The following is a 22,604-nucleotide window of genomic DNA, read 5'->3' as shown; positions in this document are numbered from 1 at the left end:
TTAGTGTTAGCGTTTTAACCACGCGCCCAGCCAACGACCGCTCGGTAACGGGGCGCGTACTTGTTGAGGAGGGCTTATCTAAGTCCGGCTTTGTTTGAGTGCTTGCTGACGTAATGTCGCAGTGAGCATATTTAACTCAGGGATCATACGCTGAATTAAGGTTAACTGCTGCAGTACCATACTTAGCGGTGTGTTATCGGCCATCTCATGAGATTCAGCATCACGCTCTGGTAGGGTTTCGTGGTACGCCGCGTCGGGATGGAGCTCTGCCGGTTGGCAGATAGCGTTTTATCACCGGTTGACGCAACTTGAGTGGGTTGCTCCGTCGGCAGTTCGCGACGGAGTCGTTCGGTTAACGCGTTGAGTGATTGATGGATATCACGATGCAGTTGCGCCATTTTCTGATGGTTGACCTCATCGTCCATGCGACGACGGTGGGCCCCAAGCGCTGAAATGTAACTCAACATCGCGTTGTTCAAACACAAGAACCGAAATGTCTCTTCGATATTAGTACGATAACGCCCAGGCTCGACCAACATATTACTGATAGCTGTGGTTAGCTCGGCATCGGTATTATGTGCATGGCGACGTGCGATGCGGTAGGCGAGATTATCCCGTTTACCGACGCGGTATTGTGCGATGACATGGGCGAGGTAATCACGGTTCGCTTGTAGTGCCTCAGTCATGATCCACGCAAACGGTGGGCTTGCCAATCGGGGAGCACATAACGAACGGCGACAACGGCAATCAAACAGCCAATCACGGTATCCCCCAGTCGTGGCAAGATAACCGCAAAACCTTGACCAAATTGGCTAAAGCACATCAGTACCAGCAGGGTGATAAATAGGGTCGCGAGCGTATATTGCACGGTGCGAAACGCGAAAAAGAGTACCCCTGTGATCACCATTAACGCTAATTGACTACTGGGATCGGGGAATAAATACAGGGCTGGCACCCCAAGAAGCAAACCGCCAACGGTTCCTAATATCCGTTCTTTGAGTTTGTTTCGCGTCGCCGAATAGTTGGTCTGACAGACAAATTGGATTGTCATCAAGATCCAAAATCCATGTTCAAGCGATAGCCCTTGAATCACCCCATAGCCAGTGAGCAACGACAACGATAAGCGCACCGCATGGCGAAAGCGCAGCGATTTGAGCGTCATCTGGCGGCGAATTCGATACACCATTTCGCCTAAGGACCGTGCGTCGGGGTCGGCCAGTTCGCTTTCTTGTGTACCATCATTGGCGGCTAAATCACTGAGACTCGCCAATTGCTGCTCCACGGTTTCGAGGTTTTTATACAGAAAGTCGAGCTGATGAAGTAAGGCGATACGCGAGGCATCTTGGGTTTGATCTGCCAATAAATACTGCATTGATTGTTGAATAGTCAGTAACGCCTGTTGGCCGGCCTTCGGATGTTGATAGCGCGCACCGATAGATAACGCTTGGGCCACATCGCGACAGGCATTGGCCTGAGCATTGAGCAAGGCCTCAAAGCGAAACAAAATATCGGAATGGAAAAACTGGGCGGCAAGATCTTGATAGCGATAATGAGAAGAGCTCACACGCTCATGGATATCTTGGGCAATAAAATAGGTTTGCAATAACGCTTGATGCCGTTGGGTCAGTCGCCCCCGTCGCGCGCGCGCCAGTAACGAAGCCTTGGCTTGGTTCAGTGCGGCGACGATCTGAGCATTTCGATTGGCCGCCGCAATACGCGTTGGTTGGGGAACTAATTCAGCGACAGGGTGAAACAAACTGGATTTGGTTTCCATATAAGTCGCCGTCTGACGAAATACGGTGGCGAGTCGGTGCTGTACCGGGCGATGAGGCCAGATGAGAATCCATATCAGCGATAAAATACCATACCAGGCTGCCCCTGAGAGCAGCATCATGGGCTGCATCCACATATCACTGCCTTGCTCCATACCCAGCATGGTATAAACCGCCAACAGCAATGACGCAAACGCAATAGTGCCATAGCGCTCACCAATGGCTCCCAGCATGATAAAACCAAAACTCGACACGGTGAGGCCGATAGCAAACAACCATGGCGTGTCATACAGCAGCTCGACCGAAAACGCCGCCACGGTAAAACAGACCAAGGTGACGCCTAACGCGCGTACTCGGCCCCAAAATGATCGTCGACTTCTGCCAGTGCCGAGGCGATGACGCCAAGGACGAGCGGAGTGACAATATCGGTCCGCCCAGCATAACTGGCATACAAGGCAACGCCCATCAGCGCAATCAGCACACGAATGCTGTCGTTGATCCGGTGATTGGCCCAATACTCACGCAACGTGAGTGGTACGGTGGGAAAACGTGGCAGAGAAAAGGACATAAATAAACGTTATCGGCCAATAATGCTGGCAAGATACCAGAAACAGCCCGAGAAACTAAGTCTGAATGCGCCTTTAAGCCCCGCTTTTATCGTTTGGTTGCGATAGGTCAATTCCTCCGGTAGGTCAACTTATAGAGCGGACGTCGTGGACGACTGAATTGATTTATCGGGTGGTGAGCAGTAGCATGCCAAGCATCTTTTAAAAGCCGCGCCTACGCCTTATTGGTTGACTAACGTATTGATATGAAAATCTCTGCAAATCGCTGGGCACAATGGCTTGTTTATGGCGATCATTATAGCCTGCAGCTAGAAAATGATGGCTTGTTACTCGAATCTCGTCATCATCGTCAATATATTCCCTTTTCAGCCTGGAATGGGCAGCTCACCATTTCACGTGGGTTACTCTGGGGTACTATCTCGTTGACGGGCTTCACGGAGCAAGGAGAGGCTTACCCATTTGATGTGTTTGGTCTGCCTTGGCACCGGGCAAAGCAGGCCGGCAAAGCCATTCATGCGCGTTATCAAGCCTATGTCTCACGTTATCAAAAACGGCTGGCGCTGATACGGCCGAGTTTGCTGGCTGACTATGAGACGCTGGTAAATGCGCCAGGATATGTTCGTGTTGCACAATTACGCACCGCCCAGCAAACCCTATTGAACATGTTAGAAAGTGAAGGGATCCCAGCCGCTTTCCTCTCTCGTTTGGATGAAATGACCGCGGCGACGCTCATGCCTGTGTTGCAGGGAGACAAAAGCTGGCTTAAAACCCGCAACCAGCAGTGGCAGACTGCGATGCTAAACCAGTGGCAAACCTGGTTTGATAACGTTGAGTCGTCGCCACTGAACCCGGCGCAGCGTGAGGCCGTACTCACCGATGAGTCTCATACCTTGGTGGTGGCGGGGCCGGGTAGTGGTAAAACCAGTGTATTAGTGGCGCGTGCGGCGTATTTAATTGAGAGCGGCCAAGCCAAGCCCGAGCAACTTTTGCTACTCGCTTTTGGTCGTGATGCGGCCACTGAGCTTAAAACTCGCATTAAGACCAAAACTGGCCATGAAGTGAATGTGACCACCTTTCATGGCTATGCCCGCCAGCAACTGGCCGAACATCAAGGCCAAACGCCGATTATTTCTCCGCTAGCCAGTGATGAGACAGCCAAAGCCGCCTGGTTGACTCAAACGCTCGTCGAACAGTGGCAGCAGCCCACGACACGTAAAGCGTGGGATAAACTGCACCAACAGCAAGTACTACCGATTGATGATCATGCCGAGCTCAGCGCCTGTGCCCATGAAAGCCGGTTACACACCTGGATTTGGTCGCGTCTTTCTCGAGTGATCCAAGCCAATACCACCAAGCGCACACTCACCGATACGCTCGCCGATTTTGATCAACAGGCAGCACTTAAACAGGATTTAGCAGTGATTTGGCCGTTGTATCAAGCCTATAAACAGACGCTAAAAACCGATAAAGCGGTCGATTTTGATGGTTTAATTACGCAAGCTACCAAGTTGTTCCAACAGCGGAAATTCTCGACGCCACTCCAGTTTGTGATGGTCGACGAATATCAAGATATTTCACCGGCACGACTGGCGATGCTTGAGGCACTGTGCCACGGCAAAACAGATGCACCACGCGCCTCGTTATATGCCGTCGGCGATGATTGGCAAGCCATTTACCGTTTTGCCGGTGCCGATGTCAGCTTAACCACGGATTTTGCCCAGCGCTTTGGTGACAGTGAGATTTGCTGGTTGACCACCTGCTATCGCTATTCAGCCGCATTGGGCGATGCCGCGCAGCAATTTATTTGCCAAAACCCGAAGCAGCTCGATAAACAATTGGATTATGCGCGCGACAAGGCATCATCAAGAAAGCCGCAGGCCATTAAGGTGATCACTGATGATAAGCTCGAAAAAACACTCGCCAGCTTGGCGAAAAAACACGTTAAGACGGATAACCCAGTCAGTGTGATGCTGATTGGTCGCACCCACGCCCGACGCCCTGACGAGCTGGAAACTTGGCAAAAAGCGTATCCCTTACTGAGCCTTCGCTATACCACCGCGCATGCCAGTAAAGGTCAAGAAGCCAATTACGTGTTTATCCTCGGCATGGATGAAGGTGTGTTTCCGGCCAAGCAACGCTTGCTCTCACTCGATGAGGCCTTATTAGGGAAAAATGAAGAGCCGATTGAGCACGCGGAAGAGCGCCGACTGTTTTATGTCGCCCTGACACGCACACAAAAACAAGTGTGGTTGGTGCACCAGAAAGGCCAGGCATCAGCGTTTGTTGAGGAATTGAAAGGGTATTTCTAGGGAAATATCACCCACACTGTTGGGTCAGGGTCTCACAGTGTGGGCAGGAACCATTATAGGCGCTCGTCCAAATACGCTTGATAATCAGGAATTTGAATATCAACGGCTTGTCCGAATAGCGGCGACGTGATCATAAAACGGGCGGTTGAGCGGTTGGTGGCAATGGGAATATTCCACACGGAGCCGACGCGCAGTAATGCTTTCACATCCGGGTCGTGCGGGACCGCATTGAGCGGATCCCAGAAGAAAATCATCACATCAATTTTCTGCTCAGAAATCACTACGCCCCAAGTTGCTGATCCCCGCCCATCGGGCCGCTCATCAAGGGCGTTATTTTAAGCCCTGTTTCTCTTGCAAGGATATGGCCCGTGGTGCCAGTGGCATAAAGCTCATGCTGGCTAAGTATCTCTTTATTTTCTTGTACCCAATCACTCAAGGCATCTTTGTAGTGATCGTGCGCAACCAAGGCGACGTGTTTGCGAGCAAGCATGGTGCGAGACGTTTGTTTCATAATCAATTCCATCTAAAGCAAGGCAGTTAACGTCGTACTGTGAGTTAACAGTGTTTTGGAGATTACGCCAATCCTGGAGTGAATTATAGCGTACACCTGACAAACGCTGAATATGGGATGTTAGAGTTATCACATTATCAATAAAAACCTGTCAACAGCATGAAATCGCATCTTTTTTTCAGCCAGTTTTTAACCAAGCACGCAAAAGCAGCGCGACAGCGCGTCCAACACGTAACAAACAGGCTACAGTTAAGTAACCAGGCAAAGGAAATGCCTCGTTATATAGGAGAACTTATGAGCAAGGAGTACGCGTATGTGGGTGACACTGGATTTTGAAGCATCCGGTTTGTCGTTAACGTCTTACCCCATAGAAGTGGGGTATGTGCTGCCAAGTGGCGACAGCAATAGTTTTTTGATTGACCCCTCCACCGCCAGCGGACACTGGCACCACTGGGACAAAGAGGCCGAAACCCAAATTCATGGCATCTCTCGCGATCGCCTAGTTAGTGAAGGGGCAAGTGTGTTAGCCGTTTGCCAGCACTTAAATCAAACACTCGCGCCCTTTGATCATGTCTTGTGTGACAGCCAGTGGGATCTATTTTGGATGGGGCGGCTTTATAAAGCCTGCTATATGCGTCCTTCATTCACATTAATGGAGATAAACCAGTGGCTAAAAAAGCACAGTGAACTCAACCGACGCGATTTTAGCCGCGAAATGAAGGCATTGGGACCCGCCCCGCATCGAGCTGAGGAAGATGCATTACAAATTCGTCGCGCCCTCGAGAGCCTGTTAAAATAGCCATCTTTTCAGCGCATGAGTAGGCTATCATGACAGCACAATCGACCCTGAGGTTTGCGCAATTCAATCTGTCTCTGGCAGGACGTAAGGTTGGCGACATTAAATCGCAAATGCTCGCATCCACCCCGAGCCGGCAAATTAAAAATCTCGCCGCGACCTTACAGCGGGTGCGGCCCGATGTGGTGGTACTGTGCGAGTTTGATCACCCAGGCAACGGCGGCGATGATGGTGCACTGGCCGCATTTTGTGAGCGCCATTTGGCTGAACCTCAGCATGGTGAAACTCCGATTGATTATCCTTATCGTTACTTGCCCGCCACCAACACGGTTTAACGTTAACGGTGCCGGTCAGCGAGCAACAACACGTAACGGATGCCCAACAGTGCCATGGTTTTGGTCATTATCACGGTCAGTTTGGCTTTGTGATCATATCGCGTTACCCCATCGAAGACGCCGCGATTCGCACGTGGCAACATTTTGCATGGCATCAGCTGCCTCACCATCAAATCCCCGCGAGTTATTACACCGAACAGGCACAAAAGGCGTTGCGTCTCGCCTCGAAAAACCTGGTGTCTGTGCCGATTGATATTGGCGATGATCGCATTCAGGTAGTGGCGTGTCATCCTACGCCGCCAGTGTTTGATGGGCCGGAGAAGCGTAATTGGTGCCGGAACAGTGATGAAATTCATCAATTGATTGGCTTATTGGATAACGCCGATTGGCTAGTGGATGACAAGGGCGCTGGTGGCGGACTGACCCCTGAGGCACCTTTTGTGGTGATCGGCGATTTAAATGCGGATCCGAGCTACGGCGATGGGGATAAACAGGCCATTGGGGCACTACTGAATCATCACCGTGTCCATCCTGAGGTCGCCACTGGCACCCAGGTGCCAAAAAGTGAGGCGGCACTGTCTCACGCCTTTCGCTTTATCGATGGTAAAGGGCGGCCAATTGCCACCCACAACGGTGGATTGCGCCTCGATTATGTCCTGCCTTCGCGAGAGCTAGCGGTGCGATCCTCCGGCGTATTTTGGCCTGCGCCTGATGATGCCGACTACCCACTGATATGTGATAAAAACGGCCAAGAGCATGCGCGGGCCCACTCGGATCACCGCTTGGCTTGGGTTGATGTTCAGCTGACTTAGCGAGGTTGTGTTTCCGGTGTTACCCCTTCACGTTGATAGGCAACGTCGGCGAGTCGCTTCGCTTGCTGGTCAGGCTTTAAAAAGCAGCAGGTTGAACAATAACTGTGATCGTCTACGGTAAAAATACGGCAGCAGCCACCACGCAAACGGAAACTATGTGTTTGCAGCACGGTTTGGGTATCGTTTGGGTCATAGACGGTCACATCGTGAAAGTCACTGCGTTTGCTGTAAAGCGGTGTGCCTCGTTGGTGAATAATCGACAGAGCGGCATCACGCGCGGCGCGTTCACAATTGCGATGTTTCCCCACCATTAAAAAAGCAATACAAATGGAATCTGCGACCACTTTCCAAAGCGGTCCTTCGCGCATACCACTTTGCTCGGCAACTGCATCGACCAAGGGCGAAAAGTGATGCAACAAAGCGCCATGTAAGACAGTTCGCCAGTCCTCGACCTCTTGCTGTTTCCAACCAATCAAGGCGTTGAGGTAAAAATGCGGCTTATGATAAACAAGCTCTTGGCCATTGGGTTTAGTGACGCGGGTAGCTCGTATTTTACCTGCCAGTTATCCAAATCTAGCGACGGAAGCTGCCCGCCCTGTAGCCAGCTTGCCAGCACCGGAAGCAGAAACTCATAGGCATAGGCGCCAATAAAAAGCGTACCTTGGGCACGGCTATCCGCATCCCCGTAGGTGGCGTTCACCGCGGCAAAACACTGGCTCAAACCTGCCGATGTGGTGAGCTGGTCACGAAGGGAAACGGCTTTCAGGTCATCAGGTATCACCGTTAAACCCAAGGCTGGTGGGAAAGCAGGTAGAGCAACCGTGGTGGGCAGGGGTAATGCATCGAAGCTGAGATCGACCGCGCTCATTAACACTCCTTTGAGTTAGCGCCTAAAAAGAAGAACTTACCACGCATCTCAATCAATTGTAAGAGTGATTCGCATTTGGGTTAATGTGCAAGTGTGGGAGGATAGAGACCGGTGCAGCGGGTTCGGCTGCACCGGTAAGCAGTATTGGTAGGTTTATCCCGGCTGGACTTGATAACGGCCGGGCTTATGATTCATCGCTAGCACTAAGTTGGTGGTGACGGCTGCGGCAATGGAGAGTGCAATCAGCCAAGGCTCAACCACCATCAGTGATAACACAACAATGGAGCAATCCAGTGCCATTTGCACTTTGCCGGCGCGAATGCCGAATCGTTGCTGTAAGAACAGCGCCAAAGTATTAAAGCCACCCAAACTACATTGATGACGGAACATCACCAGCATGCCCATGCCAATGAGGCCACCCCCAATCAACGCGGCGTAGACCGGGTGAATGCTATTAATGGTTAACACTTGATGTAAATGATCGGCACAGAAAGACACAATGCTGACCGCAACCAAGGTGCTTAAGGTAAAGCGTTTGCCCATTTGGGTGTAGGCGAGCCAATAAAAAGGCAGGTTGATCACGAAGAAAAGCTCACCAAAACTGAAGTCAGTGACCCGCTGTAAAAACAGAGCCAATCCAGCGGTACCGCCGGTCAGTAATCCTACTTGGTTAAAAAAGAAGATGCCGAGTGACACCAAACTGCTGCCGATAAGCAGCGCGAGTGCGTTTTCACGCTTGGAATGATTTCTATCCATACTTGCGTTCTATCCCTATTAAAACGACCGCACTACCATACGCTGCTTTTCAACGAGGTCGAGTCAAACGCTCGTTTGATAACAAGTGGATAACAAACCAGTGCGTACATTATCATTTACGTTGTGGACGAGATCACGACAAAAAACGGAACGGCAGACCAAAGTCTCATCGACATCACTACGATTTTCCATTTAGTTAATAGATTAACCATCTATTTATTTTGTCGTCTTATCAACCAAGGAGAATACTATGAGTGCAGGTGCACGTTTTCGCCAAGCGGTGCGCAACAATATCCCGCTACAAGTGGTCGGTACCATCAATCCGTATTGCGCCATGATGGCGGAGCGGGTGGGGCATCAAGCCATTTACTTGTCCGGGGGCGGGATTGCCAATGCCTCTTATGGCCTACCGGATTTGGGGATCACCACGCTTAATGACGTGTTGGAAGATGTCCGCCGGATCACGGCAGCGACTGATGTGCCCTTGCTGGTGGATATTGATACCGGTTTTGGCGGCGCGCTCAATATTGCCCGCACCGTTCGTGAAATGGAACGAGCCGGCGCGGGCGCGGTGCATATGGAAGACCAAGTGGCGCAAAAGCGCTGCGGTCATCGTCCCAACAAAGAAATTGTCAGCCAAGCTGAAATGGTCGACCGCATTAAAGCCGCGGTGGATGCGCGCACCGATCCTGAGTTTGTGATCATGGCGCGCACCGATGCCTTGGCGGTAGAAGGTATGGACAGTGCCGTCGCTCGCGCCAGGGCATATGTAGAAGCGGGGGCGGACATGATTTTCCCCGAAGCCATGCAAACGCTCGAACAGTACCAAGCCTTTGTTGAGCAAGTAAAGGTGCCGGTACTGGCCAATATCACCGAGTTTGGCCAAACCCCACTGTTTACTAGCCAAGAGCTGGCGAGCGTGGGGGTCAGCATGGTGCTGTATCCGCTCTCCGCGTTTCGCGCTATGAACCAAGCCGCCCTCAATGTGTATCAACACTTGCTGGATGATGGCCACCAGAAAAACGTGGTCGACACCATGCAAACCCGTGATGCCCTCTATGGCTTCTTGGGGTATCACGCCTACGAACAGCAATTGGATCGCCTATTTGGAAAAGAGTGATCACGAACGCACACCCACGGTGTGAAAACGTCGGTTACACCACTGGAATTATCGCCACGTTCACGGATTCATGCAGCGGTTGAATCTGATGGCATCAAAGGAAAGGAGCCAATCATGACAAATGTCGCCGTCGCACCTAACGAGAAAACAACCTCTGGCGCGGGTCTTCGCGGTCAAAGTGCTGGTACTACCGCTCTTTGTACGGTGGGACAAACCGGCACTGGATTAACCTATCGCGGTTATGATATTACCGATTTAGCCAATCACGCCCAATTTGAGGAAGTGGCTTACCTGCTACTAAAAGGCCAGCTACCCAATCGTCAAACGCTCACCGACTACACTGAGACCTTGGTCGGCAAGCGGGGGTTACCTGACGCCTTAAAAGCGGTGCTGGAGCGAATTCCTGCCAATGCGCACCCCATGGATGTGATGCGTACCGGCTGCTCGATGCTGGGTAATTTGGATCAAGAAACCGACTTTAGTGAGCAAGTGGATAAAACCGATACGCTGTTGGCGATGTTGCCGGCCATTATCTGCTACTGGTACCGCTATTCACATGATGGCGTGCGAGTCGATACCTATCAGCCGGAGGTGAAAAGCATTGGCGGCTACTTCCTCAAAATGCTGACTGACCAAACCCCGTCGCCACTGCATGAATCGGTGATGCATTGCTCGCTGGTGTTGTATGCCGAGCATGAGTTTAATGCCTCGACCTTTACCGCGCGTGTGTGTGCGTCCACGTTGTCCGATTTGCACTCTTGCATTACTGCGGCCATCGGCAGCTTGCGCGGCCCATTGCATGGTGGCGCCAATGAAGCGGCGATGGCGATGCTGGAGCAGTGGCGGTCGCCTGAGGAAGCCGAAGCAGGGTTAATGCAAATGCTCGCCAATAAAGACAAAGTGATGGGCTTTGGCCATGCGATTTACCGTGAATCAGACCCGCGTAATGCGCTTATTAAGCATTGGTCGAAACAGCTTGCCGAAAACGCACCAGACGCTTGGCTTTATGACGTGTCTGAGCGGGTCGAGCAGGTGATGAAACGCGAAAAAGGCTTGTTCCCCAATGCCGATTTTTATCACGCGTCGGCTTACCACTTTATGGGGATCCCGACCAAATTGTTTACCCCCATCTTTGTCATGAGCCGAGTCACGGGCTGGGCGGCGCATGTGTTTGAGCAGCGCGCTAATAACCGTATTATTCGCCCCAGTGCCGATTACGACGGCCCTGAACATCAAGATTGGCTACCTATCGATCAGCGCTCCTAATCGGCGTCGCTAGTTAGCGCCCATAATCCAGATTAAAAATCACAGAAGGAATTGACCATGAGCAACAACGTAGAACTGAACCAGCGCCCCGACCCCGATGCCTTATTGGTGCAAATTGCTGATTATGTCGATAGCACGCCGATTGCCTCGGCAGAAGCCTACAACACCGCACGCAACTGTTTGATGGATACCCTTGGCTGTGGCTTGCTGGCGCTACGTTTCCCGGAATGTACCAAACACCTAGGTCCACTGGTGCCGGGGACCACAGTGCGCCATGGGGCGCGTGTGCCGGGCACTTCCCACGAGCTTGATCCGGTCACCGCCGCGTTTAACATCGGCTGTATTATTCGCTGGCTCGATTTTAACGATACTTGGCTCGCCGCCGAGTGGGGCCATCCGTCTGATAACCTAGGCGGAATTTTGGCCACCGCCGATTACTTAAGCCGTGTGGCCGTGGCCGAAGGCAAACCGCCGCTTACCATGCGTGATGTATTGACTGCGATGATCAAAGCGCATGAGATCCAAGGCGTGCTCGCCCTTGAGAATAGCTTTAACCGCGTTGGGCTCGATCACGTCTTATTAGTGCGCGTGGCATCAACGGCTGTGGTCACCAAAATGCTGGGCGGTAATCGGGATCAGATCATTGATGCCGTTTCACAAGCTTGGGTAGATGGTTGTGCGCTACGCACTACGCCATGCGCCGAACGCCGGTTCCCGCAATCGTGGGCGGCGGGCGGATGCCACCTCCCGCGCGGTGCGGTTGGCGAGTGATCACCATGAAAGGTGAAATGGGCTTGCCGTCGGTGCTTAGCGCGCCCAAGGTGGGCTATTACGATGTGCTGTTTAACGGCAACGCTTTAGTATCAAACAAGACTTTGCCAGCTATGTGATGGAAAACGTGCTGTTCAAGATTTCCTTCCCGGCAGAGTTTCATGCCCAAACCGCGGTAGAAGCGGCGGTGACCTTGCATCCACAGGTGAAAGACCGTGTTGATGAGATTGAGCGTATTGAAATCACTACCCACGAGTCGGCCATTCGCATCATTTCTAAAGAGGGGGAGTTGGCTAATCCAGCTGACCGTGACCACTGCTTGCAATATATGGTGGCAGTACCGCTGCTATACGGCAATTTGGTCGCCGAGCACTATGAAGATGCTTTCCATTACGCCGACCCCCGTATTGATGCATTACGGCAAAAAATGGTGGTCAAAGAGGATCCACGTTATAGCGCGGAATACTTAGAAGAGGATAAGCGCTCGATTGCCAATGCGATCCAAATCGTCTTTACCGATGGCAGCAGTACTGAGCAAGTGGCGGTGGAATACCCGATTGGCCACCGTCGCCGTCGCGAAGAAGGGATCCCCGTGTTGGAGCAAAAATTCCGCTCCAACTTGGCAACCCGGTTCCCGCAAACACAGAGTGAAAAAATCGTTGCCTTGTGTAACGACCAGGCCGCGCTGGAGAAAACCCCGGTGCACGAATTTATGTCGCTGTTTGTGATTAACTAAGCGCGTAATTAATCAACGTTGTTATCCTAGCCGTGTCATGCTGAGCGCGACAATAGGTCCGACAACGCGTGGTATCACAGTGATACCACGCGTTAAGGCAATACCATGCGTTAAGGCAATACCACGCGTTAAGAAAAGAGCGCGCTTATTGAGTGACGCGCAGGCTTATTGAATCAAGCAAGCGAAGCCTTTGAGGTAAAAACCTTCTGGGTAGGCGCTGTGGGTTGGGTGATCAGCGGCTTGTGCAAAGCGCTCGATAAACTGCACGTTCTTACCCGCATCTAACGCTGCGTCGGCCAAGATCTTTTGGAACAAGCCGCCATCCATCAAGCCTGAGCAAGAATAACTGAGCAGCACACCGCCCGGGTTAAGCAGCTGCATCGCTAGCATATTAATGTCTTTGTAACCGCGGCACGCCCCGTTAAGTTGTGATTTCGATTCGGCAAACTTAGGCGGATCCATCACAATCACATCAAAGCGTTCGCCTTGCTCGCGATAGGCACGCAGTAGTTTGAACACATCGGCATTCACAAATTCCGCGCGGGTGAGATCGAAGCCGTTACGCTCGGCATTGGTTTTGGCTCTATCAAGTGCAGGTTGCGACACATCGACATTAGTGACGTGTTTAGCATTACCTTTTTGTGCATATAAGCCAAAACCGCCAGTATAACAAAAGCAGTTAAGGACGCGCTTGCCATCCATATATTTGACGGCTTGTTCGCGACTATCACGTTGGTCGAGATAGAAACCGGTTTTATGGCCATTGGCAATATCGACATCAATGGCAATCCCATTTTCTTTAATGGTGACCGTGGCGGGCGGCTCATCACCGTGTAAAACGCCGGTGCGTGGTTTGAGGCCTTCTTTTTTACGAATCGCAACATCCGACCGCTCGTAGATATAGCAATCTGGGAACTCGGTACACAGTGCGGTGACGAGGTTATCACGCTGGCATCCGCGCCGGCGCTGAGCAATTGGCACACCAAGTAGTTATCGTACTTGTCGACGGTGATGCCGGGGACGCCATCTGACTCAGCAGCGAGTAGGCGATAACCGGTTAAACCATCACGCCCGGCGAGCATGGTACGCAGTGGCTTGGCAGCACGAATACGGGCGAGGAAAAAATCACTGTCGATGGCGGTTTTCTCAAAACACCACATACGAACGCGAATTTGTGATTGCGGCGAGAACGCGCCCATTCCCAGAAATTCCCCTTGATGATCGCAGACCGTGACGGTGTCACCTAAGCCGGGTTTGCCTTCAATATGGGTAATGCCGCGGGAGAAAATCCATGGGTGGCGGCGTTTAATCGACTTGTCACGCCCTTTGGCGAGATAAACAGTGGCTGTCATGATGGTTCCTAATCGGGATAAGGCGAATCACTTTAAGAGACATGCTCGGTCTGTCTCTTAAAGTGACACATTAGTAGAGCGAAAAAAGGGCGGGTATTGTCGAGCAAGGCTCGCGTGATTGCAATCAATGAAAGGTGAGTAGATAAAGAAAACGCGCCTAAGCAAGCGCGTTTTGTCTGATACGTTGTAGCGGGATTGACTAAGTCCGTAACCCAGCCACCAAGGTTTTAAGCTGGTGGGCTTGTGCACCGAGCTCACTGACATCCGCAGCGGAGTCACGCAGTATTTGCGCAACTTGGGTCGATTGGCTGCGTACTTGCTCGACATCTTGCGAAATCGTGCCTGCGACATTGCCTTGCTGTTCGGCAGCGGCGGCAATCTCGGTGCTGCGATCGGCAATGGTGCCACTGCGCTCAGCGATTTGGCTGATTTCGGTATCAATGTCTTGCACCGCCGCCTCGCTGGCTGACGCATTTTCAACCGTGCCTTCCATCACGCGGCGCAGATCCGCGGTATGCGCTTGCAGTGATTCAATCATAGACTGAATATCAACCGTCGACTCTTGGGTGCGACTCGCGAGGGTGCGTACTTCGTCCGCCACCACGGCAAAGCCACGACCTTGTTCACCGGCACGGGCTGCTTCAATCGCCGCATTCAGCGCCAACAAGTTGGTTTGTTCACTGATGCCATTGATAGTGGTGACCACGGTACCAATTTGCTCCGCATTTTTGCTCAGTTCGGTGACTTTATCCGCCGCTTGCGCAATCTCGCTGGACAGGCCGTTAATCGCGGCCATGGTTTGCTGGACTTGCTGACGACCCAAGTTCGCCGCTTCTGTTGCTTCTTGCGTCTGGGTTGAGGTCTCAGTGGCATGGGTAGCGACTTCGCGAATTGAGCTGGCCATTTCTTCAGTCGCGCTGGCTAGCGAATCAAGATATTGGCGCTGTCCTTCACCCAATGATTCACTTTCATTGCTGCGTTGCTGCAAGTTTGAAGACAGGCTGTCCATCATTTCTGCGCTTTCTTGGATCGCTTTCACCAAACTTTGTTCACGCTCGAGCACTTTATCAATGGTAACCGCGATCTGGCTAAATTCATCACGAACAGGGATAAAGTTCATCCGGTAACTTAGCTCACCCTCTGCTAGCTTTAATAAAGCTTGGTTCATGGTGTACATGGCCCCGCCAATGAAAGTCATGATGTAGTAAATCAGGACCGCAATGACGAAGATCATGCCAAGTAGCAGGCTCCAGTCGACGGTGCTCATATGACTAAACAGGGAGCCTTCGAGTTGATAGTTAAGCGCACTGCCATTAAACGTAAAACCGGTTTGCTGATTGTTCAGCAGGGTTTGCACCTCATTTTTAGGCAGATCGTACTTATTAATCAGAGCTTGAATCACTTGGCCTTCGGCGTCCATCTTGTGTGCAACACGAGTATCCGAGGCTGCATCCAAGGTCAGCGCAATCACAACCATTGCGAACAAGGGGAGGAAAAAGATAAGGTAAAATTTCTCTTGGAGCCGAAGGTGGATGAAATATTTATCAATCCATCGAAACGCAACTTCTTTCATGACGTAATCCTGTCAAACGACTTGTCTCATGTAGCGTTATACAGGTGTCGTTTTGCAATGGGAATACAGTAGAGGTGACCAATGTCTCAAAAATGTATCAAGGCCTATGTCACAGGTCACGTTCAGGGGGTGGGCTTTCGTTATCAGACCGCCCATGAAGCGCTAAAGCTGGCACTGACCGGGTATGCGAAGAACTTACCGGATGGTCGTGTTGAAGTGCTGGCCTGTGGCCGCGAAGAATCGGTTGATTCATTGTTAGCATGGTTGGATAAAGGCCCGCCAACGGCGAGTGTCGATCAGGTCGATAAAGAAGACGTGGAGTGGCGCGCCGTTGATGGGTTCGCCATCTTGTAGCGTCTCAAAAACCGGTCTTGCTAACAGATAGCGTAGCGGCAATTGCGATACGCGCCGCCATGGTGTTGCGGCGCTTGATCTGTCTGCCTCGGGACTTGTCGGCTTCGGTACTTGTCTGCCTCGGTGACTAGAGGCATTTAGCGGGCTTGGGTAAGCCGGCTAGCTTTGTGGCCTGTTTTGCTGGGCCTTTCGGGAACAGCTTAAACAAATATTTGCTGTTGCCCTTTTCTGGGCCGTATTCCTTTTCCATCGATTTAACTAACAAACGCACCGCCGGTGAGGTGTTGTACTCTTGGTAAAAATGGCGCACAAAGTGAATCACTTCCCAATGTGCTTCGGTCAGCGCAATGTTTTCTTGTTCGGCAAGCAGCGGCACTAGGGCTTCGTGCCAATCGTCCACATTTTTTAAATACCCTTGCGCATCCGTCGCAATGGTTTCACCTTCATACACCAGCATCGTCTTACCTTTGTTCGTCATCTGACCGGACGTTATCGCTTTGATTAAGGCTGCAAAGCATAGCGAGCGGGGCGGGCGAGTGCAACTGGCGTTCACTGTGCGTGATGTTGCGCGCTGCACTGAGTGGGTGTGTCATGTAATCACAGACTTTCAGGCATAAAAAAGCAGCCATAAAAAAGCCGGCGCGTGCCGGCTATTGGTGTTTCTTACTAACTAATCCATAGGTATTAGTCGTCGTTCATAAAGCCAAGAATGCTCAGCATGTGAACGAAGATGTTGAAGATATTCAGATACAGCGACACGGTGGCGCGGATGTAGTTGGTCTCGCCACCATTAATGATTTTGCTGGTATCGTACAAAATAAAGGCGGAGAAAATCAGTACCGCGATGGTGCTAATTGCCAGGCTCAGCGCTGGGATCTGCAAGAAGATGTTTGCGACCATCGCCACCAGTAGAGCAATCACGCCGGCGACCAAGAAACCACCCATGAAAGAGAAGTCTTTCTTAGAGGTAATCGCATACGCCGATAGGCCTAGGAACACCATCCCTGTAGTGGCAAGCGCCTGCATCACAATGCCTGGGCCGCTAGAAAGGCTCAGGTAGTAAGTCAGGGTTGGGCCGAGTGAGGCACCCAGCAAGCCGGTGAAGACGAAGGTCCACACAATACCGGCCGAAGAGTTCATGGTGCGTGGTAGCACAAAGAACACGATCGCCAACGCACCTAGGTCATACCTAGCGACATCATGGGGCCGATGCCGACAGCGATAGCGATAAAAGCCGCGATAGCACTGGTGATCAGTGTCATCGATAGCAGTGCATACGTATTCCGTAGCACCTTGTTTGTAGATAACGCACTCTGCTGTGACTGGCTGTGCGAAACGGTACGATCGTTCATAACGTTCTCCCGGTTGGGTTAACAATCCATTTTTATATACGACAGTTATGTGGGCAGTCGTTCACTTTTTCAAGCCGCCCACGTCCTTAACCTAAACCACGACTGGCTTTTATAAGGTCAATAATACCTTATCCGCGCTTAACACCGATGGTGAAGTTGTAAAAGGATGTTAACCCAGCCTTTTAAGCGCGAACAAGGTAAACTTTTTTACATCAACCACTTCCACCAGACGAACACCGCCAAGAAACCAAACAAATACACTAATCCAGTAATGGCCAGCGCGCGCATCGCTTTGCTCATGGTCACTTCAGGCGGTAAGCGGTGTTTGGTCACCAAAATATAGTTCAATAAGGCGAAAAAGGGCGTGGTAACAAACGCCGCGACCATGGCGAAATCAAGCATGGTCAGCAATGCGCCGGTCCAAAACGCCACAATGGCCAGTGCCAACACCGAGATCAGCACCATCCAGCCTTGTGCGATAGCCGGGTTAGCCTCTGTTTCTGTTTGCCCACGAAGCAAGCGTTGTGATTCAGACACCACCCGCGCATAACCGTCGATCACGGTAATCGTACTGCCAAAGATACAGAAAAAGGCGACCACCGCAATCAAATAACGCGACCACTCGCCAATGGTGGCGGCATACAAACCGACCAACTGATGAGAAAAGCCAATCCCAGACTGTTTCAGCTCCACACCACTGCCATGCATGAGCAGGGCACCGAGTGACAAAAACACAATCGCAAGCGCGGCTGTGCCGATATAGCCGACATTAAAATCAAACAGCGCGGCTTGGGCGTTAATCGGTTCGGATTGCGCTTTACGCTTGAGCCACACAGACGTGATGCTCGAGATCTCAATCGGCGCGGGCATCCAGCCCATGGTGACTACGATAAAACCTATCGCCGCCACCGACCAAATTGACGGCGCATTAAAACTAGGCTCGACCGCGACTGGGTTACCGACCGCAACTGTAACCGCGACCAAAGTGGCACAAGTGAGCGTTGCCATGATTACTTTAGCAAGCAGATCCAATGCCTTGTAGTGGCCAGCAATTAATATCACCAGGCAGGTGATCACAATAATGGTCGACAATACCGTTAACGACAGATCAAACGGCACAAAATAGCTGAGCAAGCTGGCGCTAAATAAGGTCAAGGCCGCGGTGTTAATCACACCAGAGACCGCACTCAAGGCAACAAAAAGCCACAAGTACGGGCGGCCCAAGCGCGCATAACCTTCTACCAGCGTTTCGCCAGTGCCTGCTGTGTATTGTACGCCTGCTCGGAAAAAGGGGTATTTAAATAGATTAACGAGCAGAATCAATGCCGCGAGTTGCCAGCCATAAATCGCCCCGGCTTTGGTCGAAGCTACAAGGTGAGAGCCGCCTACGGCTGCCGCGGCCATCATTATTCCTGGCCCTAAAGCGCGTAGGCGTTGCATCACCGACAAGCTGGGCGCTGTCTGGTGCGAAGAGACGGTTTGCATGGTTGTTTCCTTTATAATAATTGCGTTGTGGTGTTTGCTTAATTTTGTGATTTAACGCTATTGCTTCTCTTTTTTCGCCTGAGGCTGATTTTTATCGCTTTACCTTCAGGTTTTTTGTCAATAGCTATCCATGAATATCATATGAGCTAAACGTGTCAACCAATCTTGCCATATTTATTCAGCGCAGGTGTCACGCTGGGTGTGAATGATAGATAGTGCCAACGTGACACAAAAAGAGAGGGATAAACATCCGACCATTGTCTGAGAGACAAGACAAAGCCAGAAGTAAATTGAATCGCGGTCAGAAGGGCCTAAATAAAGTGTGATCTAGGGTCAGATTCTGCTGGAAATGAGAGATAAATCACAATAGAATACGCGCCCAACATGCGCTCTTTGCCCAGCAATAGACAAAGAGTGGTGGTGTCGCGATTCGCGGCTGAAGAAAAAGCGTCCAAGGTTGGGCCCACCTTCACCGAACCCGCGGTACGATGTAACGCATGATGGAACCTCTTGCCTCCCCGGCAGCGTGTCGTACTCATCCGTACCGCAAGTGCAATACAACACGGCAAGGTAATCTATTTATGCAACTCCTCTATAGCGCGGCAGGTCTCGTCGCTCTGGTTCTGTGCGCGTGCGCATTTTCCACTAATCGCAAAGCCATTAACTGGCGTACCGTTCTCGGCGCGTTTGGTTTGCAAGCCGGTTTCGCGGCGTTAGTCCTCTATATTCCCTTTGGGCAAGCCATGCTGGTTCGATGAGCAATGGCGCAGCTACGTTACTCTCGTTCGCCAACGAAGGCATCGAATTTGTATTTGGTCCGCTTGCCAATGATGGATTTATCTTTGCTGTTAAAGTTCTGCCGTTAATCATTTTTATCAGTGCGCTGATTTCTCTCCTTTATCATCTCGGCATTATGCAGTGGGTTATTAAATTGCTCGGTGGTGGCATACAGCGATTACTCGGTACCAGTCGAGCAGAATCGCTGGTGGCCACCAGTAACATCTTTCTTTCTCAGGGCGAATCTCCTTTGGTGGTTCGCCCTTTTCTTAGCAAAATGACCCGCTCAGAGCTGTTTGCCGTGATGGTCGGCGGCATGGCCTCGGTGGCAGGCAGTGTGCTTGGCGGTTATGCCGCGATGGGCGTGGATTTAAAATACCTGATTGCCGCGAGCTTTATGGCGGCCCCGGGTGGGTTATTAATGGCCAAAATCATCGTCCCTGAGACAGAAACACCGGCTGAGCAAAACCAGGTTGAAATCAGCGATAGCGACCAAGCGAACGCGATTGATGCATTGGCCAGTGGCGCGATGAACGGCATGAAAGTCGCGGTCGCCGTGGGTACCATGCTGGTGGCCTTTATCAGTGTGATTGCGATGCTAAACGCCGGACTCGGGAGCATTGGCGAGCTGCTTGATTTAGAAGGCTTGAGCTTAGAAACTCTGTTCGGCTATTTATTCTCACCCCTGGCATTGCTTACTGGGGTGCCGGTGCATGAAGTGTTTGATGTCGGTAATCTATTAGGGCAAAAGATTGCACTGAATGAGTTTGTCGCCTTTTTATCCTTTGCCGATATCAAAGCGAACTTGTCTGTGCAAAGCCAGGTGATTGTGACCTTTGCCTTGTGTGGCTTTGCTAACATTGGCTCAATTGCCATTCAACTCGGCTCGATTGGTGCCATGGTGCCCGAGCGCCGCAAAGATGTGGCCAGCCTTGGCGTGCGCGCGGTGATCGCTGCCACCTTTGCCAACCTAATGAGTGCGGCACTGGCGGGTATTTTTATCGCGCTATAAACATTGCGTAGTAAAGAGACTCAGCTAACGTGTCTCAGTTAAAAGCAGGGCGAGTGGCGGTAAGCTAATCGCCTTTTGCTAGCATGTTCGCCAACCTGATCATTGATTGAGCGAGCAGACCAAAAGCGGCAAATAAAGGGTTTACAAGCCACAGCGAACCCAATAATATACGCCGCGTTCCGGAGAGATGGCTGAGTGGTTGAAAGCACCGGTCTTGAAAACCGGCAAGGGTTAATAGCCCTTCTAGGGTTCAAATCCCTATCTCTCCGCCACATACCGAAAAGCCGCTGCTCAGTCAGCGGCTTTTTTGCGTTTATCCCCCTACAAATCCTAAAACCCTGACCTCGCCAACATTTTAGACCCCTTTGCCTAAACAGACTGAATGGCGTCTGATAATCTAGCCCGCGAAAAATTGCTCTGTAAGGCCTTTTGGACGCCGCCAACCAAAGGGCGGTAGCGTGGGTGTTAAAGCAAATCCATTAGCACTGCGGCGGCTGTCACCTCGTTCCCACGCTCCTGCGTGGTAACGCGTTATGGGTTAGGTGGTACTGTTTCGGGATAATGTGAACGCTTCAACCATGATAGGCGGCATGCACACTTTCGCAGACGAGTTGATTGCTTCAAGCATTAAAAATATGTTAGTTGCCAAAAGTATTTTTTCGTATTGAGGATGAATTTTGATTATTGATAGAAAGTGGACTCTGCAAGAAGCTTTTGAAAATATTAATCAAGCTTACAGACCAGGCGGTCAACTGAGCGGACCACAGAGAAATCGGCTTATAGAAACATGGGGGCAGCTGGTTGGTAAATCTCATGCAGTTAGCGAAATCGATAAGCTAATTGAAACGCATGGTTCAATGAATAAGGCTTGTAAAATTGTTCATATGAGTCCTAGAACAATGAAAAGTCTCAAAGTTTTTTTCGAATCACTGCCAGATGAGCTAGAACGTGTGGAACCAAAAACGAAATATCAATTCATTGAAGGTGAGAAAGCAGCATTTGAGGAAGATCTTAATCACGAATTCAAGGAAATTAAAGGTAATAACCCAGACGAAGTCAATTACAAAATTTAGTGGATGAATATGTTATCGCTTTTCTTAACAGTTCTGGTGGAAGTATTTTCTGGGGGATTACTGATCAGGCCTTGATAAAAAGTGTAATTCTTAATAATGATCAAAAGGATAATATAAGAAAATCTATAAATTCAAAAATAAGCACTATAGAGCCGGCTATTGATCCCACACAGATAAAAATTTACTTTCACGATGTACAAGGTAGTGATAATAGTTACGTTATAGAAGTGAATGTACCTAAATCCAATTCTATAGGCCTATATTTTAATACTTCAGGAAATACATGGGTGAGAATCAATGGTTGCAAGCAGAAGCTCCAGGGTGTTGCTTTGCAAGAATATATTTTAAAACGGGTACAAACTGGCAACTAACAAGCTATGTAAGCGGGACAATAACACGTGGGCTTCTGTAACTTTTTTCCGTATTTTATCCCACGTATTATTGCCCTTTTTGGAGCGTTTAGCACACAAGGAGTATTAAATTGACTTGGTACATAAAAGAGCTCAAAGATAATGTCTCTGAACTTTATGGAGAAGAGCAAGCGAAAGCTCTTAGCATTGCTTTGGATTCTATCTTCGAAAACCAAGATTTTGCTCGTTTTCACTATGCAGAAGTGCAGCGTCTAATCAAAGGGCATATGGCAGGGCGAGATCGCGAACGTTTTTTAACCAAAAAAGGATCGGTTTGACGATCACCTCTGGCTGTGATCATATAGGCAGATTCTAAAATAGTTCGGGATAGATACCGTGGATATCGATACATTTAAAGACTACTTCAGCGCCGTTGATGATAATCGCCAGAGTGCCAAGATAACCTACCGCTTTTTGACCTGCTCTTTGCTTCATTGTGCGCGGTGATTGCGGGGTCGAAAGGATGGTACGAGATTCGAGAATACATCCTAGGGCACCATGAGTGGTTTAAGCGTAACGGTATGTTTAAAGACGGTATTCCTGCCGACGATACCATCGCTCGTGCCATCTCTTCGATTGAACCGAATGCCTTTCAAGC

The 22,604-nt window shown here is 50.6% G+C and carries 16 protein-coding genes, 1 tRNA gene and 7 pseudogenes; 14 read left to right on the top strand and 10 right to left on the bottom strand.

Annotated elements, in window-relative coordinates; genetic code table 11:
• Window positions 1-78: 78 nt before the first annotated feature.
• Window positions 79-2,340 (bottom strand): annotated as a pseudogene (gene yccS, locus DZ54_RS27295) (YccS family putative transporter).
• A gap of 243 nt (window positions 2,341-2,583) precedes the next feature.
• On the opposite strand from yccS, the gene helD reads away from it, so the two are divergent.
• Window positions 2,584-4,647 carry a DNA helicase IV gene (gene helD / locus DZ54_RS18340; protein ID WP_051415840.1) on the top strand — a complete coding sequence of 688 codons (2,064 nt, stop codon included), beginning with the start codon at window positions 2,584-2,586 and terminating at the stop codon, window positions 4,645-4,647.
• 53 nt (window positions 4,648-4,700) lie between these two features.
• On the opposite strand, the pseudogene DZ54_RS18335 reads toward helD, so the two are convergent.
• Window positions 4,701-5,158: pseudogene (locus DZ54_RS18335) on the bottom strand (methylglyoxal synthase).
• Window positions 5,159-5,471: 313 nt separating this feature from the next.
• Between DZ54_RS18335 and DZ54_RS0102280 the strand changes: the two are divergent.
• Genes DZ54_RS0102280 through DZ54_RS18330 form a run of 3 tightly spaced genes read left to right on the top strand, consistent with a single transcriptional unit; the run spans window position 5,472 to window position 7,101 of the window.
• Window positions 5,472-5,957 (top strand): 3'-5' exonuclease family protein, encoded by a 486-nt coding sequence (locus DZ54_RS0102280; protein ID WP_025672961.1) that lies wholly within the window; start codon window positions 5,472-5,474, stop codon window positions 5,955-5,957.
• Between the two features lie 29 nt (window positions 5,958-5,986).
• Complete coding sequence (locus DZ54_RS23190) at window positions 5,987-6,289, top strand: hypothetical protein (RefSeq protein WP_051415838.1); 303 nt, start codon at window positions 5,987-5,989, stop codon at window positions 6,287-6,289.
• Window positions 6,290-6,297: 8 nt separating this feature from the next.
• Entirely contained in the window at window positions 6,298-7,101 is an 804-nt protein-coding gene (locus DZ54_RS18330; RefSeq protein ID WP_051415835.1) for an endonuclease/exonuclease/phosphatase family protein, read from the top strand.
• Here the strand turns inward: DZ54_RS18330 and DZ54_RS0102270 are convergent.
• From DZ54_RS0102270 to DZ54_RS0102260, 3 genes are all read right to left on the bottom strand, one after another.
• Complete coding sequence (locus DZ54_RS0102270) at window positions 7,098-7,577, bottom strand: hypothetical protein (protein ID WP_025672960.1); 480 nt, start codon at window positions 7,575-7,577, stop codon at window positions 7,098-7,100. The two genes, DZ54_RS18330 and DZ54_RS0102270, sit on opposite strands and share 4 nt — an antisense overlap.
• Entirely contained in the window at window positions 7,574-7,969 is a 396-nt protein-coding gene (locus tag DZ54_RS0102265) for a hypothetical protein (protein WP_025672959.1), read from the bottom strand. The genes DZ54_RS0102270 and DZ54_RS0102265 overlap by 4 nt, the downstream gene beginning before the upstream one ends.
• 153 nt (window positions 7,970-8,122) lie before the next feature.
• Window positions 8,123-8,725 carry a DUF6198 family protein gene (locus DZ54_RS0102260; protein WP_025672958.1) on the bottom strand — a complete coding sequence of 201 codons (603 nt, stop codon included), beginning with the start codon at window positions 8,723-8,725 and terminating at the stop codon, window positions 8,123-8,125.
• A 250-nt stretch (window positions 8,726-8,975) separates the two neighbouring features.
• Here DZ54_RS0102260 and prpB point away from each other — a divergent pair, with 250 nt between their 5' ends.
• The 3 genes and pseudogenes from prpB (at window position 8,976) to DZ54_RS18325 (ending at window position 12,618) form a co-directional block, all read left to right on the top strand.
• Complete coding sequence (gene prpB / locus DZ54_RS0102255; RefSeq protein WP_025672957.1) at window positions 8,976-9,845, top strand: methylisocitrate lyase; 870 nt, start codon at window positions 8,976-8,978, stop codon at window positions 9,843-9,845.
• A gap of 114 nt (window positions 9,846-9,959) precedes the next feature.
• Window positions 9,960-11,111: a bifunctional 2-methylcitrate synthase/citrate synthase gene (gene prpC / locus DZ54_RS0102250; RefSeq protein WP_025672956.1), complete on the top strand. Its 1,152-nt coding sequence runs from the start codon at window positions 9,960-9,962 to the stop codon at window positions 11,109-11,111.
• Between the two features lie 57 nt (window positions 11,112-11,168).
• Window positions 11,169-12,618: pseudogene (locus tag DZ54_RS18325) on the top strand (bifunctional 2-methylcitrate dehydratase/aconitate hydratase).
• A gap of 165 nt (window positions 12,619-12,783) precedes the next feature.
• Here DZ54_RS18325 and DZ54_RS18320 read toward each other — a convergent pair.
• Window positions 12,784-13,970, bottom strand: a pseudogene (locus DZ54_RS18320) (class I SAM-dependent methyltransferase).
• A gap of 199 nt (window positions 13,971-14,169) precedes the next feature.
• Entirely contained in the window at window positions 14,170-15,543 is a 1,374-nt protein-coding gene (locus tag DZ54_RS0102235) for a methyl-accepting chemotaxis protein (RefSeq protein ID WP_025672955.1), read from the bottom strand.
• A gap of 81 nt (window positions 15,544-15,624) precedes the next feature.
• Between DZ54_RS0102235 and yccX the strand changes: the two genes are divergently transcribed.
• Entirely contained in the window at window positions 15,625-15,897 is a 273-nt protein-coding gene (gene yccX / locus DZ54_RS0102230; RefSeq protein ID WP_025672954.1) for an acylphosphatase, read from the top strand.
• 127 nt (window positions 15,898-16,024) lie between these two features.
• On the opposite strand, the gene DZ54_RS0102225 is transcribed toward yccX, so the two are convergent.
• The 3 genes and pseudogenes from DZ54_RS0102225 to DZ54_RS0102215 all read right to left on the bottom strand — a co-directional run bounded on the left by DZ54_RS0102225 (window position 16,025) and on the right by DZ54_RS0102215 (window position 18,734).
• Complete coding sequence (locus tag DZ54_RS0102225; protein ID WP_025672953.1) at window positions 16,025-16,354, bottom strand: TusE/DsrC/DsvC family sulfur relay protein; 330 nt, start codon at window positions 16,352-16,354, stop codon at window positions 16,025-16,027.
• A gap of 227 nt (window positions 16,355-16,581) precedes the next feature.
• Window positions 16,582-17,249: pseudogene (locus tag DZ54_RS18315) on the bottom strand (Bax inhibitor-1/YccA family protein).
• Window positions 17,250-17,456: 207 nt separating this feature from the next.
• The gene (locus DZ54_RS0102215) at window positions 17,457-18,734 is read right to left on the bottom strand and encodes an NRAMP family divalent metal transporter (RefSeq protein ID WP_025672952.1); all 1,278 of its coding nucleotides are present in this window, start codon (window positions 18,732-18,734) and stop codon (window positions 17,457-17,459) included.
• A 581-nt stretch (window positions 18,735-19,315) separates the two neighbouring features.
• Between DZ54_RS0102215 and DZ54_RS18310 the strand changes: the two are divergent.
• The 6 genes and pseudogenes from DZ54_RS18310 to DZ54_RS23945 all read left to right on the top strand — a co-directional run.
• A pseudogene (locus DZ54_RS18310) lies at window positions 19,316-20,523 on the top strand (NupC/NupG family nucleoside CNT transporter).
• A 181-nt stretch (window positions 20,524-20,704) separates the two neighbouring features.
• Window positions 20,705-20,795, top strand: a tRNA-Ser gene (locus DZ54_RS0102205).
• Window positions 20,796-21,200: 405 nt separating this feature from the next.
• Window positions 21,201-21,596 (top strand): hypothetical protein, encoded by a 396-nt coding sequence (locus DZ54_RS25425; RefSeq protein WP_205619356.1) that lies wholly within the window; start codon window positions 21,201-21,203, stop codon window positions 21,594-21,596.
• On the top strand, window positions 21,596-21,967 hold the full coding sequence (locus DZ54_RS25420) for an ATP-binding protein (protein WP_037353361.1): 372 nt from the start codon (window positions 21,596-21,598) through the stop codon (window positions 21,965-21,967). Before DZ54_RS25425 ends, DZ54_RS25420 begins: the two co-directional genes overlap by 1 nt.
• A 110-nt stretch (window positions 21,968-22,077) precedes the next feature.
• Complete coding sequence (locus tag DZ54_RS0102195; protein ID WP_025672951.1) at window positions 22,078-22,284, top strand: hypothetical protein; 207 nt, start codon at window positions 22,078-22,080, stop codon at window positions 22,282-22,284.
• Window positions 22,285-22,342: 58 nt separating this feature from the next.
• Window positions 22,343-22,604, top strand: a pseudogene (locus tag DZ54_RS23945) (transposase family protein); the annotation flags it as partial.

This window comes from Salinivibrio socompensis S35 (genome assembly GCF_000513715.1).
Classification (GTDB): Bacteria; Pseudomonadota; Gammaproteobacteria; order Enterobacterales; family Vibrionaceae; genus Salinivibrio; species Salinivibrio socompensis.
The sequence above is the reverse complement of the archived record's forward strand: the minus strand, read 5'-3'. Positions and strand labels throughout refer to the sequence as shown.

Bases quoted from the DNA above. Each gene is read 5' to 3' on its own strand.
- DZ54_RS23190 (WP_051415838.1), top strand. From the start codon at position 5,987: ATGACAGCACAATCGACCCTGAGGTTTGCGCAATTCAATCTGTCTCTG.
- helD (WP_051415840.1), top strand. From the start codon at position 2,584: ATGAAAATCTCTGCAAATCGCTGGGCACAATGGCTTGTTTATGGCGAT.
- DZ54_RS0102280 (WP_025672961.1), top strand. From the start codon at position 5,472: ATGTGGGTGACACTGGATTTTGAAGCATCCGGTTTGTCGTTAACGTCT.
- DZ54_RS0102235 (WP_025672955.1), bottom strand. From the start codon at position 15,543: ATGAAAGAAGTTGCGTTTCGATGGATTGATAAATATTTCATCCACCTT.
- yccX (WP_025672954.1), top strand. From the start codon at position 15,625: ATGTCTCAAAAATGTATCAAGGCCTATGTCACAGGTCACGTTCAGGGG.
- DZ54_RS0102225 (WP_025672953.1), bottom strand. From the start codon at position 16,354: ATGCTGGTGTATGAAGGTGAAACCATTGCGACGGATGCGCAAGGGTAT.
- DZ54_RS0102215 (WP_025672952.1), bottom strand. From the start codon at position 18,734: ATGCAAACCGTCTCTTCGCACCAGACAGCGCCCAGCTTGTCGGTGATG.
- DZ54_RS0102260 (WP_025672958.1), bottom strand. From the start codon at position 8,725: ATGGATAGAAATCATTCCAAGCGTGAAAACGCACTCGCGCTGCTTATC.
- prpC (WP_025672956.1), top strand. From the start codon at position 9,960: ATGACAAATGTCGCCGTCGCACCTAACGAGAAAACAACCTCTGGCGCG.
- prpB (WP_025672957.1), top strand. From the start codon at position 8,976: ATGAGTGCAGGTGCACGTTTTCGCCAAGCGGTGCGCAACAATATCCCG.
- DZ54_RS0102265 (WP_025672959.1), bottom strand. From the start codon at position 7,969: ATGAGCGCGGTCGATCTCAGCTTCGATGCATTACCCCTGCCCACCACG.